Raw genomic sequence first — 18,858 nt, 5'->3', positions numbered from 1 at the left:
TCGACGCCAAATCCCAAACAATCGAGCCCGAACGGACACAGCAAAGCCTAAAACAGACTGCCGAGCCAACCCACCGCAGAACAGACAGCGAGAACCCATACCACGCCCTTCTTGCCGATGAAGGTAATGGCAAGAGCAAGCAGCGTGAGGAAAAATGCCATCGGCTGGAAGCTGGAAAGATCGGGAAGCGTCACGGAAACGATCCCCCTATCGGCCTTGACCGTACTGGCGAAAAGCACATGCAGACCGAACCACAGAGCCAGATTGAGGATGACGCCGGTTACCGCCGCGGAAATCGAGGCGAGCGCCGCAGACAGGACCCGGTTGCTGCGCAAGCCTTCCACATAGGGTGCGCCGAGGAAAATCCAGAGGAAGCAGGGTACGAACGTAACCCATGTGGTGAGGACGGCGCCAAGCGTGCCGGCGAACAGGGGATCGAGCCCGGTTGCGCCGCGCAATGCGCCCATGAAACCGACAAAGGACAGGACCAGCACCAGCGGCCCCGGCGTGGTTTCGGCGAGCGCCAATCCGTCGAGCATCTCACCCGGCTTCAGCCATTGGTGGACGTCCACCGCCTGCTGGGCGACATAGGACAGGACGGCATAGGCACCGCCGAAGGTCACCACCGCCATCTTCGAGAAGAACAGACCGATGTCCATGAAAACACTGTCGATGCCCGCGAACGCGGCAATCAGCACGAAGGGGGCGATCCAGAGCGAAAGCCAGAGCGCCAGAACCTTTGCGGCGCGATACAAGCCGGAACCTTCGGCTTGGGCGTGAGCCGACAGCAATGACGTTTCCGCCCGTTCCTGTGCGGAGCCTGCCGGCGGCTGCAGAAGTCCAGCCTTCGCGGCAAGATAGCCGGCAAGGGCTGCCGTGAGAATAACCAGGGGAAACGGCACGTTGAACACGAACAGCGCCAGAAAGGCGAGCGCCGCAACCGTTCGCGCAAAATTGCTTTTCAGCGCCCGCTTGCCCAGGCGCACCATGGCATCGATGACGATCGCCAGCACTGCCGCCTTCAGCCCGAAGAACAGCCCTTCCAGCCAGCCGGACTGTTGGTAGAGGGCATAAAGGAGAGACAGCCCCAGCATGACAAGAAAGCCGGGCAGAACAAAAAGTGTGCCCGCAACGACCCCGCCGCGTGTGCCATGCAGCATCCAGCCGATGTAGGTTGCCAGCTGCTGGGCTTCCGGGCCGGGAAGCAGCATGCAGTAGTTTAGCGCATGCAGGAACCGGTTTTCGGATACCCAACGCCGTTCTTCCACGATTTCCCGATGCATGAGGGCGATCTGGCCGGCAGGCCCGCCGAAACCGAGAAGACCGATGCGTGACCAGACCCTGGCGGCTTCAAGGAACGTCGGCCGTGCGGTTGTCACATTGAGGTCGTGTTGCTGAGAGATATCCATGGCCGCTAGTAACCAGTTTTCGTGAAATATTTTCGACGGCCCGTCCTTGACTCGTCTTCCCGCCGTCCTTATCTCGGAACCGCTAGCACTCACTTCCGTAGAGTGCTAATATCATCCATCGGATCCACCAGGCGATCCGTGAAGTCATTTGATCGAGGGATTAGACAATGACAACCACCAACTTCCGCCCGTTGCATGACCGCGTCGTTGTACGTCGCGTCGAGTCCGAAGCCAAGACCAAGGGCGGCATCATCATTCCGGACACCGCCAAGGAAAAGCCGCAAGAAGGCGAAATCGTCGCTGTCGGCACCGGCACCCGTGACGACAAGGGCGCCCTCATCGCGCTCGACGTCAAGGCTGGCGACCGCGTTCTGTTCGGCAAGTGGTCGGGCACCGAAGTCAAGCTCAACGGCGAAGACCTTCTGATCATGAAGGAAGCCGACATCATGGGCGTTATCGGCTGATCCGGCCGGTTCTTCTCACCTCATTCCAAAAACCAATTGGGCTAAAGCCCGGGAGTTTTTATCATGGCAGCCAAAGAAATTAAATTCGGCCGTACCGCGCGCGAAAAGATGCTGCGCGGCGTCGATATCCTCGCTGACGCAGTGAAGGTCACGCTCGGCCCGAAGGGTCGCAACGTCATCATCGACAAGTCCTTCGGCGCTCCGCGCATCACTAAGGACGGCGTATCGGTCGCCAAGGAAATCGAACTCGAAGACAAGTTCGAAAACATGGGCGCCCAGATGGTCCGCGAAGTTGCTTCGAAGACCAACGACATCGCCGGTGACGGCACCACCACTGCTACCGTTCTTGCCCAGGCCATCGTTCGCGAAGGCGGCAAGGCCGTTGCAGCCGGCATGAACCCGATGGACCTGAAGCGCGGTATCGACCTCGCGGTTGCCGAAGTCGTCAAGGACCTGCAGGCAAAGGCCAAGAAGATCACCACCCCGGAAGAAGTTGCCCAGGTCGGCACGATCTCCGCAAACGGCGAAAAGCAGATCGGTCTCGATATTGCTGAAGCCATGCAGAAGGTTGGCAACGAAGGCGTTATTACCGTCGAAGAAGCCAAGACCGCTGAAACCGAACTCGAAGTCGTCGAAGGCATGCAGTTCGACCGCGGCTACCTGTCGCCCTACTTCGTCACCAACCCGGAAAAGATGGTCGCAGACCTCGACGACGCTTTCGTTCTCCTCCACGAGAAGAAGCTCTCGAACCTGCAGGCAATGCTCCCGGTTCTCGAAGCTGTTGTCCAGACCGGCAAGCCGCTCGTCATCATCGCTGAAGACGTCGAAGGCGAAGCGCTTGCGACCCTCGTCGTCAACAAGCTGCGTGGCGGCCTGAAGATCGCTGCCGTTAAGGCTCCGGGCTTCGGCGATCGCCGCAAGGCTATGCTCGAAGACATCGCCATCCTGACCGGTGGCCAGGTCATCTCCGAAGACATCGGCATCAAGCTCGAAAACGTCACGCTCGACATGCTCGGCCGTGCGAAGAAGATCTCGATCTCCAAGGAAAACACCACCATCGTTGATGGCGCCGGTGCCAAGGCTGAAATCGAAGGCCGCGTTGCCCAGATCAAGGCTCAGATCGAAGAAACCACTTCCGACTACGACCGCGAAAAGCTGCAGGAACGCCTTGCCAAGCTCGCCGGCGGCGTTGCCGTTATCCGCGTTGGCGGCTCGACGGAAATCGAAGTCAAGGAAAAGAAGGACCGCATCGACGACGCCCTCAACGCGACGCGCGCTGCCGTTCAGGAAGGCATCGTCCCCGGCGGCGGTACCGCTCTGCTGCGTTCCTCCGTCAAGATCACCGTCAAGGGTGCGAACGACGACCAGGAAGCCGGCATCAACATCATCCGCCGCGCGCTGCAGGCTCTGGTTCGCCAGATCGCCGAGAACGCTGGCGATGAAGCCTCGATCGTTGTCGGCAAGATCCTCGACAAGGACGAAGACAACTGGGGCTACAACGCTCAGACGAGCGAATATGGCGACATGATTGCCATGGGTATCGTCGACCCGGTCAAGGTTGTTCGCACGGCCCTGCAGAACGCAGCTTCGGTTGCTTCGCTGCTGATCACCACCGAAGCCATGATCGCCGAGCTGCCGAAGAAGGACGCTCCGATGGGCGGCGGCATGCCTGACATGGGCGGCATGGGCGGCATGATGTAATAAGGCGTCAGCCTTATTACGAATGACGACCATAAAGCTTCGCCCATGTTCAAAAGCGTTTCAGCGCGTCAAGCGCGCTGAAACGGCGGCATGGGTGGCATGATGTGATAAGGCGCAAGCCTAACTACGGCATCACAAACATACAATTTGAAGGGGCGGTCTTCGGGCCGCCCTTTCTTTTTTCAGCCGTAAAAATACCCTTGCAAGCCCCCAAGATTGGTCGCTACCTACGGTAAATAGCCCATTGCCAGCACGATCTCATGGCGTATTCTCTAAGGAAGGCAACATGGAGCGTTATCTAATATAACAAGGGGTGTGAAATATTTGCACAGACCCCATTGATGCCCAAAAAAAAGCAATTATAAAAGCGCCCCAAGTGAACGTTAGATTCACGGGGAGTAGAAATGCGAAAGATTCGAAAATAAAATCGTTCAATTTTTTCGTATTAACCGTGCAGAGAATATCGCTTTGATTCGGCTGCATGGATCGTTTAGTTCATTTCGTGTGATGCTTGCCCTTCTTCTTTGATTTCTCAACGAAGAAGAATACGGCAACGCATTTAGACCGTGGCGCAAGATATAACGAGATGCAAAAACAACCGGAATTGCGACCGGATACTTTTCGTATCGTGAGATCTTGTTGAACATACCGATAAATCAGACGGATGCGTCCGAAACGACGCGCCGATTCCGGAGCAGAACGTGTTTAAAATTGCCAGAGCGGGTCTTTCTCAGTTCCCGATTCCCGGCGCTCTTTCCCTCTCGGAATGCAGCCAGGAAATGCTTGGGCAATTCTGCGTTTCGGAAGCGTGGTCGGGTGATCTCTCGAACGGGCTTTTCCGCATCGGCGACAATGCCGCGTCGCTTCATGGCCTTGAGCAGACGGAATGCGGCCTGCTCAACCTCGTGCGTTGCTACGATCAGACCGATCGCAACCATGTGCTCGAGCTTTTCGAGCAGGCGGCAACCACGTCATCTTCGTTCTGCTACTCCACGACGATCGTGACGCTTTCCGGCCGCAAGCAGCCGGTATTCTGCGTCGGCGAATCCTCCGGCCTCGAGCAGCGTTACTCCGGCACGCTGCAGGGCATCTTTTTCTTCCCGCGTTTCCAGCTCGAAACCCGCAGCTATCTGGCCAGCCACCAATAGGGCAAGGCGCTACTGCAGCAGCGTCTTCAAATCCGTTGCAGGATCTTCCAGCACCGTACGATCCGGCGTCACGCCGAGATCGAGCAGCTTCTTGCCTGTTACGTAAGCCTTGGCGTCGTTGATCGCATCGACGGCAATGAATTTGCCCTGGCGGAAATACCAAACGGAAACCGCCCCCTCGCGCTGCCCGGGGCGCACGATGGTTTCGTCATGGCCAAGGCCGAAACCGGCGATCTGCAGCTTTACGTCATACTGATCCGACCAGAACCAGGGCTTCGGCTCATAGGGCGCGCTGCCGCCTGCCAGAAGCGCGGCGACGGCCTCGGCCTGATCGACGGCGTTCTGGACCGATTCCAGCCGGATATTCAGCCCCTGGAACGGAAGGACGGCGCAATCGCCCATGGCGTGGATGGCCGGGTCTTCCGTGCGGCCGAACTGATCGACGAGAATGCCGTTTGCAACGGCAAGACCGGCATCATGGGCAAGCGTGTCGTTTGCGACAACGCCGATGCCGACGATGACCAGATCCACCGGCAAGGTCGTGCCATCGGTGAGTTCCGCTTCGGCAACACGGCCACCCGTGCCCACGAGCTTCACAAGACCGAGGCCCTCGCGGATATCCACGCCCCGGCTCCTGTGTATCTCCCGCACGATGGAGGATGTTGCGGCCGAGGCGACGCGCTGGAGGATGCGATCGGCCATCTCGATGACTGTGACCTCAAGGCCAAGGCTGCGCGCGACGGCGGCGGCCTCCAGACCGATATAGCCACCACCGACGATCAGCGCGCGGCGACCCGGCTTCATGTCTTCGGCCAGCTTGTCGGCATCGGTGAAATCGCGGACGGTGTAAACGCCATCCAGATTGCCGCCGACGGCAGCCGGCAGCCGGCGGGGCGTCGAGCCGGTGGCGATCGCCAGAGTTTCATAGTCCAGAACCGTGCCATCGCTAAGCGTCACACTGCGGGCACTGCGGTCCACACCGGTCACCGTCGTCGAGAGACGGATATCGATATCGTGCTCGCCGTACCATTCGGCCGGTCGGTACAGCAGCCGGTCGAGATCCATCTCGCGCAGCAGATACTTCTTGGAAAGCGGCGGGCGCTGATAGGGAAGGCTCGCTTCGCCGGCGATGACGGTGATCGGGCGCTCGTCCTTCAGCGCCCTCAATTTGGCCACCAGGGCAAAGGCGGCCTGACCGCCGCCCGCTACAACAAGTCTTCCTGCCACGTCTGCTCCACCCTTATGGATATGCTTTTCACCAGACGTAGCCTGCCGGCCCGAGCGCCGTCAACTGAAGCCAGCGACGGGCGATGGCTTAATCCCGCATCGAAACGCTATCGCTTGCGCGCCAGCCAGATCGTGGCGCCGCCGCAATCCGGGTCCTCGACCTGATGGCGGACAACTGAGAAGCCGTTTTCAGTGAGAAGCGCACGGTATTCTTCGGGCGCAAGGCTCGCATGATGCAGCGGCTCCCCCTCGAACGTCCCCATCGCCACGCCATGGGACGGGCCGGACGTAAACATCAGCGCGGCACCCGGCGCGGCGAGCGTCGCGAAGACCGGAAACATCCGGCGCTGGGTTTCAAAATCGAGATGGAAAAAACTGTGCCAGGCGAGAATGCCCGCATAGCTGCCTAGCGGCGGCAAAGCGCGCATGTCGCCGACCCGCCAGTCATGCTCCGGAAAGCGCTCCCGGCAAAGCTCGATCAGGCGTGGCGAGACATCGATGCCGGTGAGCTTGAAACCGCAGGCGATGAGGGCCGCAGCCAACGGCTCGCCGGAACCGCAGCCCAGATCGAGAATATCCGCGCCTTTCGGCAGGCCTTCCGTGAAACGATCGAGCCATGGCTTTTCGAACAGCGTCTTTCCGCGCAGCCGGTCGAAGGCATCCGCGTGGCGGCTGTATAGAGAGGGAATGGCGTCGGCGTCCTTCTCTCCCATGCCGGTCTCAGACGACGGCGCGCACGCGGCTGATGATCTCAGCCACCGTCGCATCGCCCTCATGCTCCGGCTTGCGGGCCCGCACGAGGCAGGCTTCCGATTTCAGGATCACACCGTCCGACAGGATTTTCAGGTGATTGGCCCGCAGCGTCGAGCCGGTCGTGGTGATATCGACGATGATATCGGCCGAGCCGGAAGCCGGAGCCCCTTCCGTTGCGCCCAGGCTTTCGACGATGCGGTAAAGCTGGATGCCGTGCTGGCTGGAGAAGAATTGCTGGGTCAGCCGCCAGTATTTGGTGGCGATCGCCAGGCGCCGGCCGTGGCGGGCGCGAAAATCGGCGGCGACATCGCCGAGATCGGCCATGGTGTCGACATCGAGCCAGATCTCCGGCACGGCGACCACAACATCGGCATGACCGAAGCCGAGGCGGGCACAGAACTCGACGCGGACATCTGCCTCAGCCAGTCCTTCGCGGATCAGGTCTTCGCCGGTGACGCCGAAATCGATCGAGCCATTGCCGATCTCGCGGGATATCTCCGACGCCGAAAGGAAGGCGATCTCGACATCGTCGACTCCTTCGAGGCGGCCGCGATAGGAACGCTCGTTGCCGACGGCGACGACCTTGAAACCGGCTTTTCCAAAAATCGCGGAGGCATCGTCCTTCATGCGGCCCTTGGAGGGCAAGGCTATGGTGATCATCAGCGCTCTCCCCTCACCGCTTCTATCCGGTCCAGCCACAGCGAGAAGCCGACAGCCGGGATATTTTCTTCAGCGCCCAGCAGCGTCAGCATGCCGTCATAGCGGCCACCGCCGGCCAGAACCCGATGATCATTGCGCAAGGTGACCTCGAAGACGAGGCCGGTGTAATAATCGAGCGGACGGCCGAAGGCGGCCCGCCAGGTGATGTCCGACAGCTTGACGCCGGCATTGGCAAAAGCAGCAACGCGCGCATCGAAACGATCGACGGCCGCCTGCAATGGCAGGCCGGTACTCTCGGCGAAATCGGCCAGCACGCCCGGCGCATAGCGCAGGCTGACATTCAGCGACAGGAATTCCCTGAGCACATCGAGCTTTGCGGGATCGAGCGAGGTGCCGGCCAGCGCCAGCTTCTCCTTCAGCCGCCGGGCGATTTCCTTCGGCGAACGGCTGGCATTGGTGAGATAGCCGGTCGCTTCCATCACGCCATCGATATGGGCGATCAGGCCTTCTTCATCTTCTTTCGCAAGAGTTTCGACTTCCGCGCCGAGGCCCGAGACGTGCTCCGGCTTGGCCAGCCGCTGCATCAGCGCTTCGAGCTGTGCGTGTTCGCCAAAGGCGCGGATCAGGCGCTTCTGCCAGCCGGCGGGCAGGCCCAGCGCGGCAACCACAGCTTCGAACATCGCCTGATCGCCCATGGTGACGGCGAGCGGCTGTTCCGGCACGAGCTTGCCGAGGATCGCCACGGCATCGGCCACGGCGCGAGCATCGGCACCGGCGAAATCGCGGGTGCCGAGATCTTCGATGCCGGCCTGATAGAATTCGCTGCCGCCTTCGCGGCGCTGACGGAAGACTTCACCGAGATAAGAGTAACGCTTCGGCGTGCCGGTTGCGGTCTCGATATGGCGCATGCAGACGGGGATGGTGAACTCCGGCCGAAGGCAGAGGTTCTCGCCCGTCTCGCTCTGGGTGAGGAAGATGCGGCGGCGCAGGTCCTCGCCGGCCATATCGAGGAAAGGTTCGGCCGGTTGGATGACCGGCGTGTCGACCCGCGTGGTGCCGAGCCGCTCGAAATCCGCGATGAGATCGCCGGCGAAATCCGGCAGGTTGATGAGAGTCATGGGTTTATTCCGATGTCCGCCAGAAGGCATTTTACCGAAAAGGAAAGAGCGGAAGCGAGAGGGTGCGGCATATCCCTTCTCCCCGCCTGCGGGGAGAAGGTGGCCGACAGGCCGGATGAGGGGCTGTATCGTGACGATATCGAGGATGAAAGTTTGCCCCTCACCCTAGCCCTCTCCCCGCACGCGGGGAGAGGGGACGATGGAGTTTGCCGCTCATCCCTCTTCTCCCCCACGGGGAGAGGTGCCGAGCCAATGCGAGGCGATGAGGGGGTCTTCGCCGCGAATTCAGAGCCAGCCGTCCCCCTCATCCGGCGCTGCGCGCCACCTTCTCCCACAAGGGGAGAAGAGGAAGCAAGCAGCATGCTCCGGGCCGATCTCCCCCCTTGAGGGGGAGATGTCAGCAAAGCTGACAGAGGGGGGTAGGCTCTCGCCACGTCAGAGACCCTTTGTTTTCGCCCGATCCTCGGCCTGCGCCGCCAGCATTTCGCGGACCTTATCGACCAGTTCGCTCTCCGGCACCGACACCTGCGCCACGCGCGCCTCGCGCCATGTCGCATTGTCCTCGATCTCGCCGGAAAGGCGCTTGCCCTCGATGAGGTCCTTGATCTGCACGACACCCTGCGCCCGCTCGTCGCCGCCCTGGATGATGGCAAGCGGAGCGTTGCGGCGGTCGGCGTATTTCAGCTGGTCGCCAAAATTCTTCTTGTTGCCCTGATACATCTCGGCGCGGATGCCGGCATGGCGCAGCGTCTGGGTGAACTGCTGGTACTTGCCGAGGCTCTCTATATCGCGGTCCATGACGCAGACGACGACGGGGGCAACAACCTCTTCCATACCGAGCTTGCCGAGGTTCTTCAGTGCCGTCATCAGGCGCGAGACGCCGATGGAGAAGCCCGTGGCCGGCACCGGCTGGCCCATGAAGCGCGACACGAGACCATCATAACGACCACCGCCGCCGACCGAACCGAAGACGACCTTCTCGCCCTTCTCGTTGGTGACCGCAAACTGCAACTCGGCTTCGAAGACCGGGCCGGTGTAATATTCGAGACCGCGGACGACAGACGGGTCGATCTTGATGCGGCCAGCGTCATAACCGGCGCTCGTCACGAGGCTGCCGATCAGGTTCAGCTCCTCGACACCTTCGGCACCCTTGGAGGTGCCGGCAACGAGAGCGGCCAGTTCATCGGCGCTCTTGGCGTAATCGGTGATGCCGACGAAGAACAGGACCTTGGCGATCTGCTCTTCATTCAGGCCCGCACCCTTGGTGAAATCGCCGCTTTCGTCCTTGCGGCCGGCACCGAGCAGAAGCTTGACGCCTTCCGGGCCGAACTTGTCGAGCTTGTCGATGGCACGCAGCACGGTCAGGCGCGCATTGGCGTTCTCGTCGCCACCGAGGCCGATGGCTTCGAGCACGCCATCCAGAACCTTGCGGTTGTTCACCCGGATCACATAATCCCCGCGCTTGATGCCGAGCGCTTCCATCGTATCGGCCATCATCATGCACATTTCGGCATCGGCCTGGACGCCAGCGGCGCCGACCGTATCGGCATCGAACTGCATGAACTGGCGGAAGCGGCCCGGACCCGGCTTCTCGTTGCGGAAGACGTAGCCGGCGCGGTAGGTGCGGTAAGGCAGCTGGATGTCGTTGAAGTTCTCGGCGACATGGCGGGCGAGCGGCGCGGTGAGATCATAGCGCGCGCTCATCCACTGCTCGTCGTCATCCTGCAGCGAGAAGACGCCTTCGTTCGGACGGTCGCTGTCGGGCAGGAATTTTCCGAGCGCATCGGTGTATTCGAACAGCGGTGTTTCGACCGGATCGAAACCGTAGCGCTCATAGACTTCGCGGATTTTCGCGGTCATCTCGTCGACGGCGCGGATATCGGCGGCGGACCTGTCGACGAAGCCACGCGGCAGGCGGGCTCTGAGCTTCTGAGGCTTTTTCTTCTTGTCGTTCATGGGGATTACGTCCGGGCTTGTGCGCTGTTGGGCTTTCCCTAAACGATCGCACCTACGGCGGCAAGCCTTTGAGGCGTCACAGGGGGCGCGACAGCGTATCCCAGCTGTGCAGCCGCGCGCCATGCTCCATCGGCGCATCGGCCTTCGGGATGAGGATAGAGTGGGTTTCGGCGCGGATGATGCCCTTCACCTGCGACTGGAAGGTCATGCGCTTGAGCTGCACGAACCCTTCCGGAATGCTGGTGGTGGCCAGGGCCGCGCCGCTGTAGACCTCGACACTGGACAGCTCCCGCGCCTTCAGGCTCGCGATCATCGCCTTATCCTCGATGAAATCCTGGTAGAGGCCGGTCAGGTGATGACGGATGCTGGTGCCCACGGCAGCGCGCATCTGCGGGGTATCGATATATTCCTGCCGCGAGCCCGCGAGATAGCGCACATGCTCGCCCTCCCACAGGTTGCGGCTGTCGCGGGCCATCAGCACGGCGCGGATCAGCGCCTTTTCGTCGTGACTGTCGGCCCGGCGCAGAAAATCGACGATGGCGCCGACGGCTCTGAGATCGGGTGTGCAGGTTCCCCGCTCCCACCGGGAAACCGTTGGCAGCGAGAAGCCGAGCTTCCAGGCGATGTCGCCCTGGCTGAGGCCTGCCCGCAACCGGTACTCCCGCAATTGCCGCACGAGTTCGCCTACATTCGAGATCAGCATGCGCCCCTCACGCAACCGGAAGAAGAATCAACACCAATCACTCGACCATGAGGACAGCAAATGATCAATCCGGGCCATTTCGAAGCCGTTCGTGGTCGATTACTCTCTAAAATCAAGGGGAAGGCCTTTCGCAAAACCGATGGGGCGATCGGTTTGCGATTTCAGGCCTTTTTGCCTGTCGGGTAAAGCGCATTCTCGTTTTCGCCAAAACGGCGGGCCTGAAACTGTCTCAAATTTGAAATTCCGCCTGCAGGAGCGCCTGTCCGCATGTTTAGAATCCCTCAACCCGGCTTCGGCGTGATCGAGCCCGAGGAAAGCTGGGCCCATGAACAGTGGCTGCGCGAGCTAATGCAGGGGGATCACGAGATCGAGGAATGGCATTGCGACCTCGATACCGGGCTCTTTTCGGTCGGCGAGATCACCCGAAACCGGCACGGTCTGGCCGATACGATCTGCGGGCTCCTCGACATCATGCGCGCCTATGACGCCGAAAGCCGCAAAACCGCACTGACGATCCTAGAGGAGGCAACCGCCGTCGCCTCGTGTTTCTGTTTCTGCACCCTTGTCCGACTGGGGGAAGATAAGGGTCATCCGGTCTGGTGCATCGGCACCTCGACGCTCGGCAACGAGACGACCGGCGACCGCATGCAGGGCGTTTTCGCCTATGGGCGCCAGCCTTCCTGATCGCGGCATCTGTGCTGCGCCGTGCGAAGAAGCATCTTTTATTCCCGCCGTCTCCCGCTTATGCTCTTGGCATGCGTCGCATCGTTTTCGTGCTCTCGATTGTCTGTGCCATCCTCAGCGGCTGGACGTCGGCGCTTGGCCAGGCGCAGCAACTGGGTGGCAGCAATCCGAACCATGGCTTGCATGCGACAGGGCAAAGCGGGCATGCGGCGCACGGCACGATGGTCCAGCACGCCGCTTGCGATACGGATGCGGAGCAATGCGGCAAGCGGGCGGGCCATCCGATGCTGTGCGCCGCCTGTTACGCTATCCCGGCCGAAAATCTGCTCTCGCCGCATCCGGTCATAAAAAACCGCGGCGTTCCGCCGGCGCTGCAGGTAAGCCTTGACGAGACCCCGCTGGAGCCGCAGTTCCCGCCGCCCAAGCCCTCTTTCCTCCTGTAACAGCACGGGCCTCGTGCCCGCATCTTCAAGACCAGGAAAAGAGGAAAGACAATGTTCCTGAAACACATTCTTGCTGCCACGGCGATCGCCCTGGCGCTTTCCAGCCCTGCCATCGCGCAGGATCAGAACGCCATGGACCACGGCAGCCACGGCACCATGGAAACCGCAACACCCAAGGGCGACAACGGGCCATCAAGCAAGGCCTTTGCGGAGGCCAATGCCCGCATGCACAAGGACATGGACATCACCTATAGCGGCAACGCCGATGTCGATTTCGTGCGCGGCATGATCGCCCATCATCAGGGTGCGATCGACATGGCCAGGATCGAACTGCAATACGGCAAGGACGAAGCCATTCGAAAACTCGCCGAGGCGATCATCGCCGCCCAGGAAGGCGAGATCAGAATGATGAAGGAGTGGCTCGCCAGGAATGGCGGCTGAAAGCTGGCCGCACGTCCCCTCTCTCCGCTTGTGGGGAGAGGGAGACAGTGTCAAGGCCTCGCGAAGTTCCTTCGCATCTCCTCCACCCTGCCCCGGCAGATGCAGCCTTCGATATGGTCGTTCACCAGTCCCATGGCCTGCATGAAGGCGTAGACGGTTGTCGGACCGACGAAGGTCCAGCCGCGCTTCTTCAGATCCTTTGAAATCCGCACGGAAACCGGCGTCGTGGGATTGGCGGCGATCGTCTCCCAGGTGACGACATCGGGGCGTTCGGCGGCGCTCGGCTCGTGAGCCCAGAAATACCGCGCCAGCGAGCCGAATTCGGCCTTCATCTCCTGAGCCCGGCGGGCGTTGTTGATGGTCGAGACGATCTTGCCGCGATGGCGCACGATCCCCTTGTCGGCGAGGCAACGCTCGATATCGGCTTCTCCGAACCCGGCGACGACGTCGAAATCGAAACCGGCGAAGGCTGCCCGGAAGGCCTCGCGTTTTCTCAGGATCGTCAGCCAGGACAGACCGGACTGGAACCCTTCAAGGCAAATCTTCTCAAACAGGCGGATATCGTCGGTGACCGGGCGGCCCCACTCCTCGTCGTGATAGTGCTCGTAATCCGGCAGGCCCGCCGGCCAGGCACAGCGGTTGCGGCCATCGCTGCCGGTGATGATACCCCGTGGAAGCGCCTCTTTCGTCACGTCTTAACCTCTGATTCACTGTTTTACCAATCGCCAACCATAGTCCTAAAGCCGCCGATAACCCTACCGAAAGCTTTATGGGATCAACGGCCTTTTACACGTCGCGCGTTTACCATTCGCTTGCCCCGCGGTGCCACGATCCGGCCGAGCAACATGACATCGGCGACAGGCTTTCCCGCGGCCGCCGGTGCAATCGACCCCGTTCGGCGAAAGGTATTTTGTCCGCCATGTTCAAGAAAAGCCTGATCCTTTCCACTGCCCTGTTTGTCGCCCTCGCCTCCGTTGCAGAAGCGCAGGACCGCTACGGCAACCGCCCGCCCGTTGTGGTCAGCCCCGATCTCACCGCCCCGTGGGTGATGCAGCTCGGCGTGCAGGCAGCACCCGGCGTCTATCGCAAGCGCCAGCCGCAAGCCGTAGCACCGCAGCGCCGCACCGCCACCCGAAACATGCGCGTTCGCGAGCCGATGCGCCAGCTTCCCGGCGTATTCGCCCGGCCCCAGGCTCAACCTGTCGCCATGGTGCGCCCGCAGAAGCCCGCGGCCCGGCAAATCGACCCGCAGTTCCTGCCGCAGACGGTGGCCTACGACACCAACGAAAAAACCGGCACCATCGTCATCGATACCAACAACCGCTTTCTCTATCTGGTAACCGGCAAGGGCGAGGCCCGTCGTTACGGCGTCGGCGTCGGCAAACCGGGCTTCGAATGGGCCGGCTCCCACAAGATCACCCGCAAGGCCGAATGGCCGACCTGGAGGCCGCCGTCGGAGATGATCGCCCGCGAGGCCGCCAAGGGGCACTATCTTCCCGCTTCGATGGAAGGCGGACCGGCAAACCCGCTGGGCGCCCGTGCCATGTATCTCGGCTCGACGCTCTACCGCATCCACGGCACCAATGCGCCCTGGAGCATCGGCTATGCCGTTTCCTCCGGCTGCATCCGCATGCGCAACGAGGACGTCGTAGACCTCTACGAACGCGTGCCGGTCGGCACCAAAGTGGTCGTGATCTGACAGGACGACATACGCACAAACGGGCGGCGGCTGCGGAAGACTTGGTTTCCGCGGCGCCGCCCGTGTCGTTTCTGCAACAACTGTTCCCCGCGATACAGCAGAAGCAATCACTTTCGGTCTATCGGATGGAACCCAGCCTTGCCTTGAAAGCGTTATCGGTTAGCGTCTTGCGACCAATGATCGACCGCTGAAGGCGTGGCTGCCAGACCGATTGTTTGAGAGGGGAGATTTTCATGAAATATACCTTGCGCACATCCTTTGCGGCCGCCGTGACGGCCGCGCTGCTGCTGACCGCATCCCATGCCGCCGCCTTCACGCCGGGGCATGCACCGACGACCGGCGCAACCCAAAGCGACGTCACGCTCGTCGCCATGCCGCAGAAGAAGCCGCCGAAACAATATTGGCGCACCAAGGTCCGCCTGCAGACGGACGAGGCGCCCGGCACGATCATCGTCGATACCAACAACCGATATCTCTACCTCGTCGAGGGCCGCAACAAGGCCATTCGGTACGGCATCGGCGTTGGCCGCGAAGGGTTCGGCTGGTCGGGTGTGGTCAAGGTGCAGCGCAAGGCCGAATGGCCGGGATGGACGCCCCCGCCGGAGATGATCGCCCGCGAACGCAAGAAGGGCCACATCCTTCCCGCCTATCAGGAAGGCGGCATCGACAACCCGCTCGGCGCCCGCGCGCTCTATCTCTACAAGGGCAGGTCCGACTCGGGCTTCCGCATCCACGGTACCAACCAGCCCTGGACGATCGGCCAGAATATGTCCTCCGGCTGCATCCGCATGATGAACCAGGATGTCGAACATCTGTACGAGCGCACGGCGATCGGCACCAAGGTCATCGTCATCGGTCCCGGAAACAAGCAGGGCGAAGTGTCCTATGACGACCGGGGCGTGGATATCCTGCGCACCATTTTCGGCGGCTGATCCTTTCGTCCGCTTCTGCCGCGCGTCATCGAGACGCGCGGTTTGGCGTGCGGCCGCGCAAGACTCCATTCTCGTCAAACATTAGATTCTCGACATGAATACAACGGCAAAGGCATCACGGGCGCGCGCACGCAGCCGATGTCCGGGTTAACCATGTGTGAGCGAAATTTCAGTTCTGACCCAAAAATGGTCACATGCACCATCTTCGGTTTGTCATCGAGCTCAGCTATTGATGCGCCACCGCTGGCCACGAAGGCGGTGATTTTTTACCAAAACCTATTGCAGGCATTTAGGCCCCGCGGCCGATTTTTATAATAGAGCGATAATGCAAAGGCCGCAGCCTCACTTCGAGGATGCGGCCTTTTTATTGGGTCGGATCCCTTACCAGCCAGGCAGCATATGGCTCTGGCGCAGGCGCGGGTAGCGCGGGAAACTCTTCACATCGCCATCGAGATCGTCGCTGGCGGAAACCGGCGTGATGTTGTCGAGGCAGGCGGTGATGTGGTTGCTGATGGCATTCGAGAGCGAAGGGGAAAGCCCCGGACGCTTCATGATGCCGATCTGCACCGGTGCCAATGCGGGGAAACCATCGGCCTGCGTGAGCACTTTCATGCCGGTTCGCAACGCCGATTCCGGCAGTACCGACACCGCCATGCCGGCGAGCACGGCCGATGCGACCACGGTGGAGGACCAGCTCGTAAACAGGATCTGATATTCCTTGCCGGTCGCATCGAGCGCCGCACAGGCCGCCTGCCGCCAGAGGCAATCCCGTTTGCCGACCGCAAGCGGCACCGGCGCGTTTTCCGGCAGCGGATGGTTGATGGAGCTGACCCAGCAGAGCGGCTCGGTGCGCACAACATCCGAGGCGCGGGCGCGGGGATTGTGGGTCACCAGCGCGATATCGAGATCACCCTTTGCCATCTTTTCCGCGAGATCCACGGAAGGCTCGCAGACGATATAGAGCTCGACGTTCGGATGTGTCTTGGCAAAGCGCATGATGATTTCGGGCATGTAGCGGTCCGCATAGTCGTCCGGCGTGCCGATACGCAGCATGCCTTCCAGCCGGTTGTCGTCGAAGGAGGCTATGGCCTCGTTGTTGAGACGGATCATGCGGCGGGCGAAGTTGAGAAGCCGGTCGCCTTCGCTTGTCAGCCGGTTGCCGCGCCCGTCCTTGGCGAAAAGCTGCTTGCCGATCCGCTCTTCCAGTCGGCGCATCTGCATGGAGACCGCCGACTGGGTCTTGAAGACCCGCTCGGCCGCCTTGGTAAAACTGCCCGTATCGGCGATGGCAACGAAGGTTTGCAACTGATCGATATCGAGCGGTGCGGACATGGCCGAAATACCCATAAGATTGTTTGATAGATATCATTAGAAACATTCGTTGGACTGATCAATAAGGATTTGCGAATTTGATTTTGCAAACACCGCAAATCACCGCTCCGGCGAGACCAACTCTTCCGGATCATCCAGTTTGACCCATTCTCTTCATGACCTCCCCGGAGGATGGGTCTTTTCGTGCCTGTGAAAAGGAGCTTCCCGATGCGCACGACAGATTACGCCCTTGGCCCCACCCTTGCAGGGACGGCGGCTGCCTCCCGACGCAACGGCCTGGTCGCCCTGATGGCGACGATCTGGCGCGTATTGCGAAACCGAACCGCACTCGTCCGCCTCGACGAACTCGACGACCGCCAGCTGCTCGATCTAGGCCTCTGCCGCGAAGACGTGCGTACAGCGATGACGTCGGCTTTCTTCGATGATGTCGGTGCCCATCTGACCCAGGCTGCGCGGCACCGTACGCGCAATTATTATCGGGATGCTCTCTACAAGGAGCAGTCCGAAGCCTGACCTGCCTGCCCCGGCGGATTTCGAAAAGCGTGAGGCTTGAGCAATCCGTCCGATTTCCCGATTTGCCGTGCGTCCGCATGTCCCGCGGGCTGCCATGGCAGGCGCGCAGCCGCCTCTGCGCGCCCCTCCTTCCCCGCAGGGTTAGAGCCAATAGACCCTGCTGCTTGCCCGGTGTCCCGATCCCAAGATCGACACCGGGCTTTTTCTTTCTTCGGCTGTCGTTTGATCCTCAAAATGAAAAGACAGAGGGACGGTCACGCCCCTCAGTCGAAACCTGGGTCAGGCCTGACTATCCATCGGCTTGCCGGTGGCGCCAGATTCAGCCCGACGCGAAAGCCATCTGCGCAGGGATCGCCGCGGCGCGGGATAAAGAACCTGCATGCGCGAAAGGCCGATGTCATCCAGCGAGTGGTCGCTCATGGACTGGAGTTCCTGCAGCACAAGCTGGTCGCGCTTGCGTTTGAAAAACATTCTGTTGAGACTCATATCCGTTCTCCTGATTTCAATTATGCCCACGGCCTTCCGGGAGATGCGACGGCCGGCCGGTGGCGATCCGGCCGCGGACCGGATGTCCGCGACCGGGGTATGTTCAAGCGGCGTTGCGCTCGACCAGTGGTCTACGGCGCAGCGTTGCCGTGGTGATTGCCGGGGGGTTATATGCCGCTTCCAGCAGCCCCAAATCTGTGCCCGGCGGAACAATGGCGTCGATCTTGTCGAGGACGTCGTCGCCAAGGGCGACGTCGGCGCCGAGCAGAAGATCGTCGAGATGCTCCATCTTGCGAGGGCCTAGAATTGCCGAGGTCACGCCGGGATGGGCAACGACAAATGCCATGGCCATGTGGGTAAGCGACAGGCCCGCGTCCTGCGCGACCGGGATCAGTCGTTCGATGGCATCGAGACGGCGCTCATCCGCCATCTGCCGCGGGAACCGCCGGGCGCGGGCGCTGTCCGGCATTTCCTGCCCGCGGCGATAACGTCCGGTCAGCATACCCATCGCCAGAGGGCTCCAGACGATGGCACCCATGCCGTAGCGCTGGCACGCAGGCAGAACCTCCCGCTCGATGCCACGATTGAGGATCGAGTAAGGCGGTTGTTCCGCACGGAATCGGGCGAGCCCCCGACGCTCTGACACCCACTGCGCCTCGACGATTTCCGATGCCGGGAAGGTCGAGGAGCCAATCGCACGAACCTTGCCGGCCCGCATCAGGTCGGTCAGGACGGAGAGCGTCTCCTCGATATCGGTGTCCGGCGCCGGCCGATGGATCTGGTAGAGATCGATGTAATCGGTCTGCAGGCGACGAAGGGAGTCATCGATCGCGCGGGTGATCCAGCGCCGCGAGTTTCCCTGCTGGTTCGGATCGTCCCCCATCGGCAGATGCGCTTTGGTGGCGAGCACGATATCGTCGCGCCGCCCCTTGATGGCCTTGCCAACGATTTCCTCGGATTCGCCCCGGCTGTAGATGTCGGCCGTGTCGATGAAATTGATGCCGGCATCCAGCGCCTTGTGGATGATGCGAATGGCATCATCATGATCCGGATTGCCGGCGGCACCGAACATCATCGCCCCGAGGCAGTACGGACTGACCTTAATGCCTATCCGTCCCAGCGTTCGATATTGCATATCCGTCTCCTATATATGCTGATGTGTGGATTAGACTGACGTTCCGTGCTAAAA

The 18,858-nt window shown here is 61.2% G+C and carries 20 protein-coding genes; 9 read left to right on the top strand and 11 right to left on the bottom strand.

The genetic code is table 11. The features are described 5' to 3' along the window. Positions 1-47: 47 nt before the first annotated feature. Positions 48-1,409 carry a chromate efflux transporter gene (gene chrA, locus BLX89_RS06915; RefSeq protein WP_075289944.1) on the bottom strand — a complete coding sequence of 454 codons (1,362 nt, stop codon included), beginning with the start codon at positions 1,407-1,409 and terminating at the stop codon, positions 48-50. 167 nt (positions 1,410-1,576) lie between these two features. Here chrA and groES point away from each other — a divergent pair, with 167 nt between their 5' ends. The 3 genes from groES (at position 1,577) to BLX89_RS06900 (ending at position 4,722) form a co-directional block, all read left to right on the top strand. Next, complete coding sequence (gene groES / locus BLX89_RS06910) at positions 1,577-1,873, top strand: co-chaperone GroES (RefSeq protein ID WP_018330012.1); 297 nt, start codon at positions 1,577-1,579, stop codon at positions 1,871-1,873. A 63-nt stretch (positions 1,874-1,936) separates the two neighbouring features. Beyond that, positions 1,937-3,574, top strand: a complete 1,638-nt coding sequence (gene groL / locus BLX89_RS06905; protein WP_075289943.1) for a chaperonin GroEL — start codon at positions 1,937-1,939, stop codon at positions 3,572-3,574. Between the two features lie 701 nt (positions 3,575-4,275). Continuing rightward, positions 4,276-4,722, top strand: coding sequence for a hypothetical protein (locus BLX89_RS06900; protein ID WP_075289942.1), 447 nt, complete (start codon positions 4,276-4,278; stop codon positions 4,720-4,722). Between the two features lie 9 nt (positions 4,723-4,731). Here BLX89_RS06900 and BLX89_RS06895 read toward each other — a convergent pair whose 3' ends face one another. From BLX89_RS06895 to BLX89_RS06865, 6 genes are all read right to left on the bottom strand, one after another. Then, positions 4,732-5,949: an NAD(P)/FAD-dependent oxidoreductase gene (locus BLX89_RS06895; protein WP_075289941.1), complete on the bottom strand. Its 1,218-nt coding sequence runs from the start codon at positions 5,947-5,949 to the stop codon at positions 4,732-4,734. A 107-nt stretch (positions 5,950-6,056) separates the two neighbouring features. Further along, the gene (locus BLX89_RS06890) at positions 6,057-6,662 is read right to left on the bottom strand and encodes a class I SAM-dependent DNA methyltransferase (protein ID WP_075289940.1); all 606 of its coding nucleotides are present in this window, start codon (positions 6,660-6,662) and stop codon (positions 6,057-6,059) included. 7 nt (positions 6,663-6,669) lie between these two features. Further along, positions 6,670-7,362: an ATP phosphoribosyltransferase gene (hisG, locus tag BLX89_RS06885; RefSeq protein WP_075289939.1), complete on the bottom strand. Its 693-nt coding sequence runs from the start codon at positions 7,360-7,362 to the stop codon at positions 6,670-6,672. Beyond that, positions 7,362-8,480 (bottom strand): ATP phosphoribosyltransferase regulatory subunit, encoded by a 1,119-nt coding sequence (locus BLX89_RS06880; RefSeq protein WP_075289938.1) that lies wholly within the window; start codon positions 8,478-8,480, stop codon positions 7,362-7,364. The genes hisG and BLX89_RS06880 overlap by 1 nt, the downstream gene beginning before the upstream one ends. A gap of 435 nt (positions 8,481-8,915) precedes the next feature. After that, positions 8,916-10,436: a histidine--tRNA ligase gene (hisS, locus tag BLX89_RS06870; protein WP_075289936.1), complete on the bottom strand. Its 1,521-nt coding sequence runs from the start codon at positions 10,434-10,436 to the stop codon at positions 8,916-8,918. Positions 10,437-10,512: 76 nt separating this feature from the next. Further along, positions 10,513-11,139 (bottom strand): helix-turn-helix domain-containing protein, encoded by a 627-nt coding sequence (locus BLX89_RS06865; protein WP_075289935.1) that lies wholly within the window; start codon positions 11,137-11,139, stop codon positions 10,513-10,515. A gap of 267 nt (positions 11,140-11,406) precedes the next feature. Here BLX89_RS06865 and BLX89_RS06860 point away from each other — a divergent pair, with 267 nt between their 5' ends. The 3 genes from BLX89_RS06860 (at position 11,407) to copM (ending at position 12,707) form a co-directional block, all read left to right on the top strand. Beyond that, a complete protein-coding gene (locus BLX89_RS06860) occupies positions 11,407-11,823 on the top strand; it encodes a hypothetical protein (RefSeq protein ID WP_075289934.1) in 417 nt (138 codons plus the stop codon). A 71-nt stretch (positions 11,824-11,894) separates the two neighbouring features. After that, positions 11,895-12,266 (top strand): hypothetical protein, encoded by a 372-nt coding sequence (locus tag BLX89_RS06855; protein WP_143523538.1) that lies wholly within the window; start codon positions 11,895-11,897, stop codon positions 12,264-12,266. A gap of 51 nt (positions 12,267-12,317) precedes the next feature. Continuing rightward, positions 12,318-12,707, top strand: a complete 390-nt coding sequence (copM, locus tag BLX89_RS06850; protein WP_075289932.1) for a CopM family metallochaperone — start codon at positions 12,318-12,320, stop codon at positions 12,705-12,707. Between the two features lie 50 nt (positions 12,708-12,757). Here copM and BLX89_RS06845 read toward each other — a convergent pair whose 3' ends face one another. Continuing rightward, entirely contained in the window at positions 12,758-13,399 is a 642-nt protein-coding gene (locus tag BLX89_RS06845) for a DNA-3-methyladenine glycosylase I (RefSeq protein WP_075289931.1), read from the bottom strand. Between the two features lie 227 nt (positions 13,400-13,626). Here BLX89_RS06845 and BLX89_RS06840 point away from each other — a divergent pair, with 227 nt between their 5' ends. Beyond that, positions 13,627-14,406, top strand: coding sequence for a L,D-transpeptidase (locus tag BLX89_RS06840; RefSeq protein ID WP_075290379.1), 780 nt, complete (start codon positions 13,627-13,629; stop codon positions 14,404-14,406). 233 nt (positions 14,407-14,639) lie between these two features. Continuing rightward, positions 14,640-15,338: a L,D-transpeptidase gene (locus tag BLX89_RS06835; protein ID WP_075289930.1), complete on the top strand. Its 699-nt coding sequence runs from the start codon at positions 14,640-14,642 to the stop codon at positions 15,336-15,338. Positions 15,339-15,719: 381 nt separating this feature from the next. Here the strand turns inward: BLX89_RS06835 and BLX89_RS06830 are convergent, their stop codons facing one another. Next, positions 15,720-16,670 carry a LysR substrate-binding domain-containing protein gene (locus BLX89_RS06830; protein WP_075290378.1) on the bottom strand — a complete coding sequence of 317 codons (951 nt, stop codon included), beginning with the start codon at positions 16,668-16,670 and terminating at the stop codon, positions 15,720-15,722. Positions 16,671-16,877: 207 nt separating this feature from the next. Between BLX89_RS06830 and BLX89_RS06825 the strand changes: the two genes are divergently transcribed. Beyond that, complete coding sequence (locus BLX89_RS06825) at positions 16,878-17,183, top strand: YjiS-like domain-containing protein (RefSeq protein ID WP_075289929.1); 306 nt, start codon at positions 16,878-16,880, stop codon at positions 17,181-17,183. 279 nt (positions 17,184-17,462) lie between these two features. Here BLX89_RS06825 and BLX89_RS06820 read toward each other — a convergent pair whose 3' ends face one another. Together BLX89_RS06820 and BLX89_RS06815 are read right to left on the bottom strand one after the other, a co-directional pair. Next, positions 17,463-17,669, bottom strand: coding sequence for a YjiS-like domain-containing protein (locus BLX89_RS06820; protein ID WP_075289928.1), 207 nt, complete (start codon positions 17,667-17,669; stop codon positions 17,463-17,465). A 103-nt stretch (positions 17,670-17,772) separates the two neighbouring features. Beyond that, the gene (locus tag BLX89_RS06815) at positions 17,773-18,804 is read right to left on the bottom strand and encodes an aldo/keto reductase (RefSeq protein WP_075289927.1); all 1,032 of its coding nucleotides are present in this window, start codon (positions 18,802-18,804) and stop codon (positions 17,773-17,775) included. Positions 18,805-18,858: the final 54 nt, after the last annotated feature.

This window comes from Pararhizobium arenae, from assembly GCF_001931685.1.
Lineage (GTDB): Bacteria > Pseudomonadota > Alphaproteobacteria > Rhizobiales > Rhizobiaceae > Pararhizobium > Pararhizobium arenae.
This window is presented reverse-complemented; position numbering and strand designations above follow the sequence as displayed.